The sequence below is a fragment of the Xanthobacter autotrophicus genome (genome assembly GCF_030015065.1).
Classification (GTDB): Bacteria; Pseudomonadota; Alphaproteobacteria; order Rhizobiales; family Xanthobacteraceae; genus Xanthobacter; species Xanthobacter autotrophicus_D.
The window spans coordinates 1-12,762 of sequence record NZ_JAIVFN010000127.1; the positions used below are offsets into that span (position 1 = coordinate 1).

12 protein-coding genes and 1 pseudogene are annotated in these 12,762 nt (G+C 67.6%); 1 reads left to right on the top strand and 12 read right to left on the bottom strand.

The window, feature by feature from the left end:
- Positions 1 to 48 precede the first annotated feature (48 nt).
- A complete protein-coding gene (locus tag K9U40_RS19335; RefSeq protein WP_282891772.1) occupies positions 49 to 1,929 on the top strand; it encodes an ABC-F family ATP-binding cassette domain-containing protein in 1,881 nt (626 codons plus the stop codon).
- On the opposite strand, the gene K9U40_RS19340 is transcribed toward K9U40_RS19335, so the two are convergent.
- The 12 genes and pseudogenes from K9U40_RS19340 to K9U40_RS19395 all read right to left on the bottom strand — a co-directional run bounded on the left by K9U40_RS19340 (position 1,898) and on the right by K9U40_RS19395 (position 12,674).
- On the bottom strand, positions 1,898 to 2,845 hold the full coding sequence (locus tag K9U40_RS19340; RefSeq protein WP_282891773.1) for a LysR family transcriptional regulator: 948 nt from the start codon (positions 2,843 to 2,845) through the stop codon (positions 1,898 to 1,900). The two genes, K9U40_RS19335 and K9U40_RS19340, sit on opposite strands and share 32 nt — an antisense overlap.
- A 34-nt stretch (positions 2,846 to 2,879) precedes the next feature.
- On the bottom strand, positions 2,880 to 3,947 hold the full coding sequence (locus K9U40_RS19345) for a YeiH family protein (protein WP_282891774.1): 1,068 nt from the start codon (positions 3,945 to 3,947) through the stop codon (positions 2,880 to 2,882).
- A 221-nt stretch (positions 3,948 to 4,168) separates the two neighbouring features.
- A pseudogene (locus tag K9U40_RS19350) lies at positions 4,169 to 4,884 on the bottom strand (ferredoxin--NADP reductase); the annotation flags it as partial.
- The gene (locus tag K9U40_RS19355) at positions 4,824 to 5,057 is read right to left on the bottom strand and encodes a hypothetical protein (RefSeq protein ID WP_282891783.1); all 234 of its coding nucleotides are present in this window, start codon (positions 5,055 to 5,057) and stop codon (positions 4,824 to 4,826) included. The gene K9U40_RS19355 and the pseudogene K9U40_RS19350, both read right to left, overlap by 61 nt.
- Before the next feature lie 306 nt (positions 5,058 to 5,363).
- Complete coding sequence (locus K9U40_RS19360) at positions 5,364 to 5,783, bottom strand: F0F1 ATP synthase subunit epsilon (RefSeq protein ID WP_282891775.1); 420 nt, start codon at positions 5,781 to 5,783, stop codon at positions 5,364 to 5,366.
- Between the two features lie 140 nt (positions 5,784 to 5,923).
- Positions 5,924 to 7,360 carry a F0F1 ATP synthase subunit beta gene (gene atpD, locus K9U40_RS19365; protein ID WP_282891776.1) on the bottom strand — a complete coding sequence of 479 codons (1,437 nt, stop codon included), beginning with the start codon at positions 7,358 to 7,360 and terminating at the stop codon, positions 5,924 to 5,926.
- Between the two features lie 48 nt (positions 7,361 to 7,408).
- Positions 7,409 to 8,284 (bottom strand): F0F1 ATP synthase subunit gamma, encoded by an 876-nt coding sequence (locus K9U40_RS19370; RefSeq protein ID WP_282891777.1) that lies wholly within the window; start codon positions 8,282 to 8,284, stop codon positions 7,409 to 7,411.
- 36 nt (positions 8,285 to 8,320) lie between these two features.
- Entirely contained in the window at positions 8,321 to 9,850 is a 1,530-nt protein-coding gene (atpA, locus tag K9U40_RS19375; protein ID WP_282891778.1) for a F0F1 ATP synthase subunit alpha, read from the bottom strand.
- Positions 9,850 to 10,404 (bottom strand): F0F1 ATP synthase subunit delta, encoded by a 555-nt coding sequence (locus K9U40_RS19380; RefSeq protein WP_282891779.1) that lies wholly within the window; start codon positions 10,402 to 10,404, stop codon positions 9,850 to 9,852. Before K9U40_RS19380 ends, atpA begins: the two co-directional genes overlap by 1 nt.
- A gap of 236 nt (positions 10,405 to 10,640) precedes the next feature.
- The gene (locus K9U40_RS19385) at positions 10,641 to 11,366 is read right to left on the bottom strand and encodes an amino acid ABC transporter ATP-binding protein (protein WP_282891780.1); all 726 of its coding nucleotides are present in this window, start codon (positions 11,364 to 11,366) and stop codon (positions 10,641 to 10,643) included.
- Positions 11,344 to 12,003: an amino acid ABC transporter permease gene (locus tag K9U40_RS19390; RefSeq protein ID WP_282891781.1), complete on the bottom strand. Its 660-nt coding sequence runs from the start codon at positions 12,001 to 12,003 to the stop codon at positions 11,344 to 11,346. Before K9U40_RS19390 ends, K9U40_RS19385 begins: the two co-directional genes overlap by 23 nt.
- Positions 12,000 to 12,674, bottom strand: coding sequence for an amino acid ABC transporter permease (locus tag K9U40_RS19395; protein ID WP_282891782.1), 675 nt, complete (start codon positions 12,672 to 12,674; stop codon positions 12,000 to 12,002). The genes K9U40_RS19390 and K9U40_RS19395 overlap by 4 nt, the downstream gene beginning before the upstream one ends.
- Positions 12,675 to 12,762: the final 88 nt, after the last annotated feature.

Genomic DNA, 12,762 nt, shown 5'->3' on the forward strand with positions numbered 1-12,762 from the left:
AGCGACAGCCCTTGCCCCCGCTGCCCGCGCCTGCGAAAAGGCGCGACCATGATCGTTCTCGACGACATTTCCCTGCGCCTCGCCGGGCGCCTGCTCATCGACCATGCCTCCGTCGCCATCCCGGAGAATGCGCGCGTCGGCGTGGTGGGGCGCAACGGCTCGGGCAAGACCACCCTGTTCAAGGCCATCGTCGGCGAGCTTGAGCTGGAGAGCGGCGCGGTGCGCCTGCCCAACCGCACCCGCATCGGCCGCGTGGCGCAGGAGGCTCCCGCAGGTCCCGACAGCCTTCTGGAGCGCGTGCTCGCCGCCGACACCGAGCGCGCCCAGCTGCTGAAGGAGCGCGAGCACGGGGCCGACCCCATGCGCATGGGCGAGATCGAGATGCGGCTCCTCGACATCGACGCCCATTCGGCGCCGGCGCGGGCGGCCACCATCCTCGCCGGCCTCGGCTTCGACGAGAGCGCGCAGCAGCGGCCCTGCTCCGAATTTTCCGGCGGCTGGCGCATGCGCGTGGCCCTCGCGGCCCTGCTCTTCACCGAGCCGGACCTGCTGCTGCTCGACGAGCCCACCAATTATCTCGACCTCGAAGGCACCCTGTGGCTGCAGGACTACCTGGCGCATTATCCGCGCACGGTGATCCTCATCTCCCATGACCGCGACCTGCTCGACGAGAGCGTGGACCACATCCTCCACCTCACCGGAAAGAAGCTGACCCTCTACAAGGGCGGCTTCTCCGGCTTCGACCGCCAGCGCCGCGAGCGGCTGCTTTTGGACCAGAAGGCGCGCAAGAAGCAGGAGATGCAGCGCGCCCACATGGAATCCTTCGTGGCCCGCTTCCGCGCCAAGGCCACCAAGGCCAAGCAGGCCCAGTCGCGCCTCAAGGCCCTGGCCCGCATGGAGCCGCTGGCCGCCCAGGTGAGCGAGGAGGGCGCCGCCATCTCCATCCGCCACCCGGAAAAGCTGTTGTCCCCGCCGATCCTGGTGATGAACCACGTGTCGGTGGGCTATGTCCCGGGCAAGCCGATCCTGCGCAATCTCGACCTGAGGATCGACGAGGACGACCGCATCGCCCTGCTCGGTCCCAACGGCAACGGCAAGTCCACCTTCGCCAAGCTCCTCGCCGGCCGGCTGGAGGCCGAAAGCGGCAGCGTGGTGCGCGCCGACAAGCTGGAAGTGGCCTACCTCGCCCAGCACCAGATCGACGAACTCATCCCCGGCGACAGCCCGGCCCAGCATGTGAGGAAACTCATGCCCGACGCCCCGGAAGCGCGGGTGCGGGCACGGGCGGCGGAGATGGGCTTTTCCGGCGGCGCCGCCGACACCAAGGTGTCGTCGCTCTCCGGCGGCGAGAAGGCGCGGCTCCTGCTGGGGCTCGCCACCTTCAACGGGCCGCACCTGCTCATCCTCGACGAGCCCACCAACCACCTCGACATCGAGGCCCGCGCCGCCCTCATCGAGGCGCTGAACGACTATCCGGGCGCGGTCATCCTCGTCTCCCACGACCGGCACCTTTTGGAAGCCTGCGCCGAGCGGCTGTGGCGCGTCTCGGGGGGCACGGTGAAGCCCTATGACGGCGACCTCGACCAGTATCGCAGCGAGGTGCTGTCAAGGTCCGACGGCGACCGCATGACCGATGCCGGCCGCAAGGACAGGGCCGAGCTGAAGAAGGACGCACCCGGGGAAGGCAAGCGCCGCATCGCCACCGGCCCCCTGAAGAAGCGCATCCGCGAGCTGGAATCCGCCGTGGAGAGGCTGGAGAAGGAAATCGCCGGCATCGACGCGAAGCTCGCCGCGCCGGATCTCCACGCCAGCAAGCCGCTGGATGCCGCCCGCTTCGCCAAGGACCGCGCCGCCGCGGCGGAAAAACTCGCGGTGGCGGAGGAGGAATGGCTCGCCGTCAGCGCCGAGCTCGAGGCCGCGGGCGGCTGACCGGCGCCGGGGGGGCGGCGGCCGCGGCGCTGCCGTCCGGTTCACGGATCAACGCCATCAGCGCCTGCGCCGCCCGCGAATGATAGCGGTCGGCATGGCGCAGGGCATAGAAGCGCCGCGGCGGGAAGGTGAGGGGCAGCTGGCGCAGGGTGCCCGTGGCAAGGCCCGCCGCCGCCACGAGATCGGAGATGACGGTGGCGCCCGCCCCCGCCGCCACGGCGCTCACCACCGCCTCGTTGGACGGCAGTTCCAGCACGACCTTGAGCTCCGAAGGGTCGAGCCCTGAGGCCCGAAGCGCATCCTCGAACACCTGCCGGGTGCCGGAGCCGGGCTCGCGCAGCACGAACGGCATCTCGAACAGGTCGGCCGGCGCAAGCGTGCGACGCTCCGCGAAAGGGTGGCCGGCCGCCACCACCAGCACCAACCGGTCTCCGGGCACCGCGGTGCGGGCGAGCAGCGGCTCCTCCACCTCGCCCTCCACGAAGCCGAGGTCGGCCGCGCCCTCCCGCACCGCCGCCGTCACCTGCGTGGTGTTGCCGATGACCACCGACAGGGCGATGTCGGGATAAAGCTGGTGAAAGCGGTTCAGCAGCGGCCCCAGCCAATAGTTGGCGATGGTCTGGCTGGCCTCAAGGGCGAGCCGCCCGCGCCTCAGGCCCGACAGGTCGGCGAGCACGGTCTCGGCGGCGGCGGCGCGGGCGAGCACCGCCTCGGCTTCCGGAACGAAGGCGTGGCCGGCCTCGGTCAGCTCGATGCGCCGGCCCACCCGATGGAACAGGGCGACGCCGCAGGACGCCTCCAGCGCCGCCACCGATGCGCTCACCGCCGACTGGGTCATGTGGAGGCCCGCGGCTGCGCGCGTCATGTGCAGGGCGCGGGCCACGGCGACGAAGACCTTCAACTGCTCCAGCGTCATGGACGCTCCGGGCTCGCGCGCCGCGCGGCTGCCCTCACATGAGGGCGGCGATCAGGATAAAGCTCAGCACCGAGATGAAAAGCCACGCGGCGGCGCCGAGCAGAAGCGGCCTGATGCCCTTCAGGCGCAGCTTGGCGATGTCGGTCTCCAGCCCCATGGCCCCGAGTGCCACGGCGAGCAGGAAGGTGGTGGCAAGGGCGATGTCGCCCTTCACCTCGCTGGGCACCACGCCGGTGGAATTAAGCGCCACCATGCCGATGAAGCCGAACACGAACCACGGCATGGGCGGGCTGGCATGGCCGGCCGCCTTGTCGCCCCGCGCCCGCCAGATGGCGGCGGCGCCGAGGCCGATGACGAGGGGCGCCAGCAGCATCACCCGCGAGAGCTTCGCCACCGTGCCGAACTCGCCGGCCTGCTGGCCGCCCTGGAACGCGGCGGCCACCACCTGCGCCACCTCGTGGATGGAGGCGCCGGTCCACAGGCCGAAGGCATGGGCGTCCAAGCCCGTATGGGGCAGCAGCGCCGGCATCAGCAGCATGGAGAGCGAGCCGAACACGGTGACGCAGGCCACCGCGTAGGCCACGTCCTCGTCGGAGCCACGGGTGACCGTGTTGGTGGCGATCACCGCCGAGGCACCGCAGATGGCGGTGCCGGCCGCGATCAGCTCCGACAATTGCCTGTCCACGCCCATCAGCCGGCCGAGCCAGCGGGTGGCGAAGAAGGTGGCGAACAGCGTGCCGGCCACGATGGAAAAGCCCACGAAGCCCACCGAGCGCACCTGCGCGAAGGTGAGTTGCAGGCCCAAGAGCACGATGGCGAAGCGCAGGATGCGCCGCAGCGCGAACTTGACCCCCGGCTTCGCCATGGCCGGCGTGCCGAAAATGTTGTGAAGGCCCATGCCGATGACGATGGCGAGCACCAGCGGGCTCACTAGCCCCATGCCGGGGATCTGCCTGAGCCCGTAGGCCGCAGCCGCGATGAGCACCGTCAGCGCCAGCCCCGGCAGGATGCCGCCGGACGCGCTGGCCGGAAATCGCGGCGCGGCGGGAAGCGGTGGTGCGGCATCGGCAATGGCAGGCTCGGACAATGGCTTGTCGGTCATGGCGGGCTCCTCGGACGCGGCGAGGATCGCGCCGCAGAGTAAATCAATCAAATGAGTTATATTTCTACAATTGATCTATTTTTATCGTTATTTTCTCATTGCTCCGAAGTCGCCGGGCAACCTGCCAACGGCACGGAGGATCCCCCCGGACAAGCCGGGGGATGACGGCCGGGCCACCCACGTTCAGGCAAGAAGCCCGACGCTCCCGAAGCGCCGGGTCCTCACCGCTCCGCGAAGGCCTTCTCCACCACGAAGGTCTCCGGCCGGCGCCCCGCGCCCTCGGCGAAGCCATGGCGCTCCAGGAGGTCGCGGGTGTCGGCGATCATCTGCGGCGAGCCGCAGAGCATCACCCGGTCCAAAGCCGGGTCAAGATCGGGCAGGCCAAGATCGACGAAGAGCTCGCCGCCTCCATGAGGTCGGTGACGCGGCCGCGGTTGCGGAACGGCTTGCGCGTCACCGTGGGATCATGCAGCAACTGCGCGGCGGCATATGCGCCGAGGAAGTCGTGGGCCTTCAGCGCCGCTACCACATCCTCTCCATAGGCCAGTTCCGCCGCCCCGCGGCAGCCGTGCACGTGGATGACGTGCTCGAACCGCTCATAGGCCTCCGGGGTCCTTGGCGATGGACACGAACGGCGCCAGCCCGGTGCCGGTGGCGAGCAGATGGAGCCGCCTGCCGGGCTTCAGATTGTCGACGAGCAGCGTGCCCGTGGGCCGGCGCCCCACCAGGATGGGATCCCCCGGTTTCAGCATCTGCAGACGCGAGGTGAGCGGGCCATCCGGCCCTTGATGGAGAAGAATTCCAGCTGATCCTCATGGGCCGCGCAAGCGAGCGAATAGGCCCGCAGCAGCGGCCTGTCGTCCGCCGGCAAGCCGATCATGGTGAACTGGCCGCTCTTGAAGCGGAACGCCGGATCGCGCGTGGCGGTGAAGAAGAACGGCCCCGCCCTGCGGTGGCGACCTCCAGCGTGTCGCCGAAGCTCATCACCTTGCCGCCACCCTTGGCCGCCACCTCGGCGTCGGCCTTGAGCATGAAGGCAGGATGGGGTGTGCCCTGCGAGAACAGCATCTTGCCGCGATAAATCACGCGCTTCTGGCCGTCGCCCAGCACCTCCCCCGCTCCTTGGCGGTGAGGCGCTGGAACAGCAGCGGCGAGACGGCAACGGGAAGACGCGCCTGGGGCGACCCGTTCAGCATGGCTTCTCTCCCGGTTGGATCGAGTCTCAACGGGTAAGAAACGCACCATTCTAAATTATAGTTTATATACAGATTAGACTAATATTGGCACCTCCGCTGGAACGCAAAACGGCGGCCAAGGCCGCCGTTTTGAAACAGGAGAGCCGAACCGCTCGATCGCCGGCGCGTTGAACCCACACCCGACCCGCGATTCCTTGACCAGCCGGGAGACGCAACGGCGTCAGTGACCGCCGCCGCTGCGCCCGCGCTCCAGCGCATCATAGACCTGCTGGAGGTCGGCCAACTGGCGCGCCGCGCGCTGCCGGCTTTCGTCGGTGGTCGCGTCGGTCACGTCTTCCTTCGCGTCCTGGATCTGCTGCTGGAGCGCACCGAGATCCAGCTCCTCCACCGGCTTTGCCTCTTCGGCGAGGATGGTGAGACCCGAGGGATTCACCTCGGCGAAGCCACCGCGCACGAAAAAAGCCTGCGGCGCGCCGTCACCCTTGATGGTGAGGATGCCGGGCTTCAGCATCCCAATGAAGGGAGCATGCCCCGCCAGAACGCCGAATTCACCTTCCGCGCCGGGCACGATCACCTCGGTCACGGCGCCGGAAAACACGAGCCGCTCGGGCGAGACCAGCTCAAAGGGTAAGGTCGCCATAATTCTCGTCTCCGGGTCGTCCCGAATGGGAAGCGCCCCAACATCGGGTGCGCCTCCAGGCGCCATCCAGCCGGATGAAACGCCCTCTCACGCCCGGCCCCGTCGCGAACGGGGCCGGAGCCTTTTGGTCCAATGATCGTTCAGGCCGCCTCGGCCGCGAGCTTCTTGCCCTTCTCGATGGCTTCTTCCATGGAACCCACCATGTAGAAGGCCTGCTCGGGCAGGTAATCGTACTTGCCTTCCACCAGGCCCTTGAAGCCGGCGATGGTGTCCTTCAGGTCCACGAGCTTGCCCGGGGAACCGGTGAACACTTCCGCCACGTGGAATGGCTGGGAGAGGAAGCGCTCGATCTTGCGGGCGCGGGCGACCGTGATCTTGTCCTCTTCGGAGAGCTCGTCCATGCCCAGGATGGCGATGATGTCCTGGAGCGCCTTGTAACGCTGCAGGGTCTGCTGCACCTGGCGGGCGGTGTTGTAGTGCTCCTCGCCGAGGATGGCGGGAGAGAGCATGCGCGAGGTGGAGTCCAGCGGGTCCACCGCCGGGTAGATGCCCTTTTCCGCGATGGAGCGGGACAGCACGGTGGTGGCGTCCAGATGGGCGAAGGAAGCGGCGGGCGCCGGGTCGGTCAGGTCGTCGGCGGGAACGTAGATGGCCTGCACCGAGGTGATCGAGCCCTTGGTGGTGGTGGTGATGCGCTCCTGCAGCGCGCCCATGTCGGTGGCGAGCGTCGGCTGGTAGCCCACCGCCGAGGGGATGCGGCCGAGCAGCGCCGACACTTCCGAGCCGGCCTGGGTGAAGCGGAAGATGTTGTCCACGAAGAACAGCACGTCCTGGCCCTGGTCGCGGAAGTGCTCGGCGACGGTGAGGCCGGTCAGCGCCACGCGGGCACGGGCGCCCGGAGGCTCGTTCATCTGGCCGTACACCAGGGCGCACTTGGAACCGGCGGTGGAGCCGTTGTTCTCGTGCGGGTCCTTGTTCACGTTGGACTCGATCATCTCGTGGTAGAGGTCGTTGCCCTCGCGGGTGCGCTCGCCCACGCCGGCGAACACGGAATAGCCGCCGTGCGCCTTCGCCACGTTGTTGATCAGCTCCATGATGAGCACGGTCTTGCCCACGCCGGCGCCGCCGAACAGGCCCACCTTGCCGCCCTTGGCGTAGGGCGCGAGGAGATCCACCACCTTGATGCCGGTGACGAGGATCTCGGCCTCGGTGGCCTGCTCCGCATAAGAGGGGGCCGGCTGGTGGATGCCGCGGGTGGCCTCCGCGTCGATGGGGCCGAGCTCGTCCACCGGCTCGCCGATGACGTTCATGATGCGGCCGAGGGTGCCGGCGCCCACCGGCACCTGGATCGGCGCGCCGGTGTCGCTCACCTCGAGGCCGCGCACGAGACCCTCGGTGGCGTCCATGGCGATGCAGCGCACGGTGTTCTCGCCGAGATGCTGCGCCACCTCGAGCACGAGCCGGTTGCCCTGGTTGGTGGTCTCCAGCGCGTTGAGGATTTCCGGCAGATGGCCGTCGAACTGCACGTCCACGACGGCGCCGATGACCTGGGTGATGCGTCCGACCTTGTTCGCCATTTTCGTCGTCCTCGTGTCTTAAGTCCCGACCGGCCTTGGTCCCGGGCCTCAGAGGGCCTCGGCGCCGGAGATGATCTCGATGAGTTCCTTCGTGATCATGGCCTGGCGGGTGCGGTTGTAGATGAGCGTCTGCTTCTTGATCATGTCGCCCGCATTGCGGGTGGCGTTGTCCATGGCGCTCATCTGCGAGCCATAGAAGGACGCCTGGTTCTCAAGCAGCGCGCGGAAGATCTGCACGGCGATGTTGCGCGGCAGCAGGTCGGCGAGGATTTCCTCCTCGGCCGGCTCATATTCATAGACCGGACCGCCCTCGGCCTCGTCCCGCGCCTCGAATACGGCGGGGATGATCTGCTGGGCGGTGGGGATCTGGGAGATCACGCTCTTGAAGTTGGAATAGAAGAGCGTGCACACGTCGAAGGCGCCCTGGTCGAGCAGGGTGAGGATCTTCGACGCGATGTCCGAGGCCTCCTTGAAGCTGAGGGTGCGCACGCTGCGCAGGTCCACCAGCTCGATGATGCGGTCGGGATAGATCCGGCGCAGCTGGTCGTAGCCCTTGCGGCCGACGCAGAAGAACTTCACGTCCTTCCCCTCGCCGATCAGCTGCTGGGCCCGCTCGCGGGCGAGGCGGACGATGGAGGTGTTGAAGGCACCGCACAGGCCGCGCTCGCCGGTGGCCACCAGCAGCAGGTGCTTCTGCGACTGCCCCGTGCCGGCGATCAGCACCGGCGCCTGGCCGGCGCCGACGATGCCCGCGGCAAGGTTGCCCAGCACCGTATCCATGCGCTCGGCATAGGGACGGGCCGCTTCCGCCGCCATCTGGGCGCGACGCAGCTTCGCCGCGGCGACCATCTGCATCGCCTTGGTGATCTTCTGCGTCGCCTTCACCGAGGCGATGCGGTTCCTTAGGTCTTTCAGGCTCGCCATCGTGCCCGTCCGTCAGGTTCGAGGAACAGGCGCCGCTCAGGCAAAGCTCTTGGCGAAGGCGTCGAGGGCCTTCGTCAGCTTCTCGGCGGTGTCCTTGGAAAGCTCCTTGGACGTGCGGATGGCCTCCAGGATGTCCGGATGCTGGGAGCGGAGCGCCAGCAGGAGACCCTCCTCGAACTCGCGCACCTTGGAGACCGGCAGCGGGTCGAGATAGCCGTTGGTGCCGGCATAGATCACCGCCACCTGCTCCTCGACCTTGAGGGGCGAGAACTGGCTCTGCTTGAGCAGCTCGGTAAGGCGGGCGCCGCGGTTCAGCAGCTTCTGGGTGGAGGCGTCGAGGTCGGAGCCGAACTGGGCGAAGGCCGCGAGCTCGCGGTACTGGGCCAGCTCGCCCTTGATCTTGCCCGCCACCTGCTTCATCGCCTTGATCTGGGCCGAGGAGCCCACGCGCGACACCGACAGGCCGACGTTCACCGCCGGGCGGATGCCCTGGTAGAACAGGTCGGACTCGAGGAAGATCTGACCGTCGGTGATGGAGATCACGTTGGTCGGGATGTAGGCGGACACGTCGTTGGCCTGGGTTTCGATCACCGGCAAAGCGGTGAGCGAGCCGGCGCCGAGGGAGTCGTTCAGCTTGGCCGCGCGCTCCAGCAGGCGGGAGTGCAGGTAGAACACGTCGCCGGGATAGGCCTCGCGGCCCGGCGGGCGGCGCAGCAGCAGCGACATCTGGCGATAGGCCACGGCCTGCTTGGACAGGTCGTCGTGGATGATGAGGGCGTGCATGCCGTTGTCACGGAAATACTCGCCCATGGCGGTGCCGGTGAACGGCGCCAGGAACTGCATGGGAGCAGCGTCCGAGGCGGTGGCGGCGACGACGATGGAATATTCCAGCGCGCCCTGCTCCTCCAGCACCTTCACGAACTGGGCGACGGTGGAACGCTTCTGGCCCACCGCGACATACACGCAGTAGAGCTTGGCCTTCTCGTCCGTGCCCTGGTTGATGGGCTTCTGGTTGAGGATCGAGTCGAGCGCCACGGCAGTCTTGCCGGTCTGGCGGTCGCCGATGATCAGCTCGCGCTGGCCGCGGCCGATGGGGATCAGCGCGTCGATGGCCTTGAGGCCGGTCTGCATGGGCTCATGCACGGACTTGCGCGGGATGATACCCGGCGCCTTCACGTCCACCCGGCGACGCTCGGTGAACATGATCGGGCCCTTGCCGTCGATCGGGTTGCCGAGGGCGTCCACGACGCGGCCGAGCAGGCCCTTGCCCACCGGGGCGTCCACAATGGCGCGGGTGCGCTTGACGGTCTGGCCTTCCTTGATCTCGCGGTCCGAGCCGAAGATCACGATGCCGACATTGTCGATTTCGAGGTTCAGCGCCATGCCGCGCGTGCCGTTCTCGAACTCGACCATCTCGCCGGCCTGGACATTGTCGAGGCCGTAGACGCGGGCGATACCGTCACCGACGGAGAGGACCTGGCCGACCTCCGAAACTTCGGCCTCCTGGCCGAAATTCTGGATCTGCTCCTTGAGGACGGCGGAGATTTCAGCGGCTCGAATGTCCATCAGCGGACCTCTTTCATCGCATGCCGGATAGAATTGAGTTTGGTCTTGAGCGAGGCATCGACCATGCGGGAGCCGAGCTTCACGATGAGACCACCGAGGATGGACGGATCGACGGTGACGTCGAGGTTCACGTCCTTGCCGGTCTGCTGCGCCAGCGCTTCCTTGAGCGCGGCGAGGTGCGCGTCGCCGAGCGGAGCGGCCACCGTCACCTCAGCCGTCGTCTCTCCGCGCTGGGCGGCGACGAGGGCGGCAAAATCGGCAATCATGCGGGGCAGCGCGAACAGACGGCGGTTCTGCGCCACCAGCTTCACGAAATTCCCGGCGAGGCCGGAAATGCCCACGTGATCAAGTACCGCGGAAATGGCCTTGAGCTGCTCCTCGGCCGAAAAGACCGGGCTTTTGACCAGCCGCGCCAGATCCGCGCTCTCCGCAATAAGAGCCGACAGGCGATCGAGATCCGCCTTCACGGAATCGATGGCGCCGGCCTCAGTCGCCAGTTCGAACAGCGCGGTCGCGTAGCGCCCCGCCATGCCTGACACGATCGTATCCGCCACCCCGCACCTCTCTCGAACTTGCAGCCCATGCCGCGCGCCTTGCGCAACTATTGCCCAAGCCCTTGATCTGTTGGGAATATTCTAATGTGACCCCGCGAGAGGGCTGAACCCGCCCCTCGAAATCCCGGTGTGCCTAACACAGGGAGATCAAGGCGGCAACATGACCGAAGGATGGCACCTAGGCCGCATTGCCGCACCGCGATGCCGGGATACCGCTTCCGCCGCCGCCCGGCGCCTTATGCCACACCGAGAAACTGCTTCAGCTCGGGCGTCTGCGGATCGGCAAAGACATTTTCCGGCGGGCCGATCTCGTGCACGCGCCCCTGGTGCATGAACACCACGCGGTCGCACACCTCGCGGGCGAACCGCATTTCGTGGGTCACCATGATCAGCGTCATGCCCTCTTCCGCGAGGGCCTTCACCACGGCGAGCACCTCGTTGACCAGCTCGGGGTCGAGGGCGGAGGTGATCTCATCACATAGTAGGGCCAGCGGCTTCATGGCCAGCGCCCGGGCGATGGCGACCCGCTGCTGCTGGCCGCCGGAGAGCTGGTCGGGATAGGCGTCGAACTTGTGGCCGAGGCCCACCTGCTCCAGCCGCACCCGCGCCTCGGCCTCCGCCTCCTTCTGCGACACCTTCTTCACCACCATGGGCGAGAGCATCACGTTGCGGCCCGCGGTGAGGTGGGGGAACAGGTTGAAGCCCTGGAAGATCATCCCGACCTTGAGCCGCAGCGCCTTGAGGTGCACCTCGTCGGGCGCGAGCTGGGCCCCGGCCACCACGATGGAGCCCTCGTCGATGGTCTCCAGCCCGTTGATGCAGCGCAGCAGCGTCGATTTGCCCGAGCCCGACTTGCCGATGATGGCGATGACCTCGCCCGCCGCGACATCGAGGTTGATGCCCTTGAGCACCTCGTTCTGGCCGAAGCTCTTGCGCACCTCAGTGATGGTGATGAGCGACATTCAGCTTCCTCTCCAGGATCTGGCTCGACTTCGACAGGGGCCAGCACAGGGCGAAATAGATCAGCGCCGCGAAGCCGTAGACCGTGAACGGCTCGAACGTGGCGTTGGTGATGATGGTGGCGGCCTTGGACAGCTCCACGAAGCCGATGATGGAGGTCAGCGCCGTGCCCTTCACCACCTGCACCGAGAAGCCCACCGTGGGCGGCACCGCGATGCGCAGGGACTGGGGCAGGATCACGTGGCGCAGCTGCTCCACGAAGCTCATGGCCAGCGAGGACGAGGCCTCCCACTGGCCCTTGGGGATGGCCTCCACGCAGCCGCGCCAGATCTCGGCGAGGAAGGCCGAGGTCCACAGGGTGAGGGAGACGAACGCCGCCGCCCAGGGCGACACGTCGAGGCCCATGAGCGGCAGGCCGAAGAAGATCAGGAACAGCTGCATCAGCAGGGGCGTGCCCTGGAACAGCTCGATATAGAGCCCGGCCGCGCGCCGCAGCCACGCCTTGCGGCCGATTCGCGCATAGAGCACCACCAGCCCCACCGCGCCGCCGCCGACGAAGGCGAGCAGGGAGAGCAGCACCGTCCAGCGGGCGGCAAGCAGCAGGTTGGAGACGATATCCCAGGTGGAGAACGTCATCATCGGGCAATCCTCCGGCGGGGGAAGACGAGGGCCCCGATGCCCCGCATGACCTGCCGCACCAGCACCGCCAGCAGCAAATAGAGCACGGTGGCGAGGATGTAGGCCTCGAACGCCCGGAAGGTGCGGGACTGGATGAAATTGGCGGCGAAGGTCAGCTCCTCCACCGAGATCTGCGAGCACACCGCCGAGCCGAACATGACGATGACGACCTGCGAGGAGAGCGCCGGCCAGATCTTCTGCAGCGCCGGAATGAGCACCACGTGGCGGAAGGTCTGCAGCCGGCTCATGGCGAGCGACGCCCCGGCCTCGAACTGGCCCCTCGGCGTCGCCTCGATGCCGGCGCGGATGATCTCGCAGGCATAGGCGCCGAGGTTGATCACCATGGCGAGGATCGCCGCCTGCATCTCGGTCAGGGAGAAGCCCGCCGCCGGCAGGCCGAAGAAGATGAAGAAGAGCTGGATAAGGAACGGCGTGTTGCGGATCAGCTCCACATAAGCGGAGACGGGCGGCCTGAGCCAGCGCGGCCCCTGCGTCTTGGCCCAGGCGCAGGCGATGCCCAGCATCACCCCCAGGACGCCGCCCACGGCGATCAGCTCCACGGTGACGGCGACGCCCTTGGCGATCACCGGCACATAGTCGCCGAGGGCGGAAAAATCGAAGCTGTAGGCCATCTGTGCCCGTTCCCCCCAATGGCGGACCACGCGCCGCCCGACGGCGCACCACTGCCCCCTCTCCCGCTTGCGGGGGAGGGATGGGGAG

Bases quoted from the DNA above. Each gene is read 5' to 3' on its own strand.
- K9U40_RS19360 (WP_282891775.1), bottom strand. From the start codon at position 5,783: ATGGCGACCTTACCCTTTGAGCTGGTCTCGCCCGAGCGGCTCGTGTTT.
- K9U40_RS19335 (WP_282891772.1), top strand. From the start codon at position 49: ATGATCGTTCTCGACGACATTTCCCTGCGCCTCGCCGGGCGCCTGCTC.
- K9U40_RS19390 (WP_282891781.1), bottom strand. From the start codon at position 12,003: ATGATGACGTTCTCCACCTGGGATATCGTCTCCAACCTGCTGCTTGCC.
- K9U40_RS19370 (WP_282891777.1), bottom strand. From the start codon at position 8,284: ATGGCGAGCCTGAAAGACCTAAGGAACCGCATCGCCTCGGTGAAGGCG.
- atpD (WP_282891776.1), bottom strand. From the start codon at position 7,360: ATGGCGAACAAGGTCGGACGCATCACCCAGGTCATCGGCGCCGTCGTG.
- atpA (WP_282891778.1), bottom strand. From the start codon at position 9,850: ATGGACATTCGAGCCGCTGAAATCTCCGCCGTCCTCAAGGAGCAGATC.
- K9U40_RS19345 (WP_282891774.1), bottom strand. From the start codon at position 3,947: ATGACCGACAAGCCATTGTCCGAGCCTGCCATTGCCGATGCCGCACCA.
- K9U40_RS19385 (WP_282891780.1), bottom strand. From the start codon at position 11,366: ATGTCGCTCATCACCATCACTGAGGTGCGCAAGAGCTTCGGCCAGAAC.
- K9U40_RS19340 (WP_282891773.1), bottom strand. From the start codon at position 2,845: ATGACGCTGGAGCAGTTGAAGGTCTTCGTCGCCGTGGCCCGCGCCCTG.
- K9U40_RS19395 (WP_282891782.1), bottom strand. From the start codon at position 12,674: ATGGCCTACAGCTTCGATTTTTCCGCCCTCGGCGACTATGTGCCGGTG.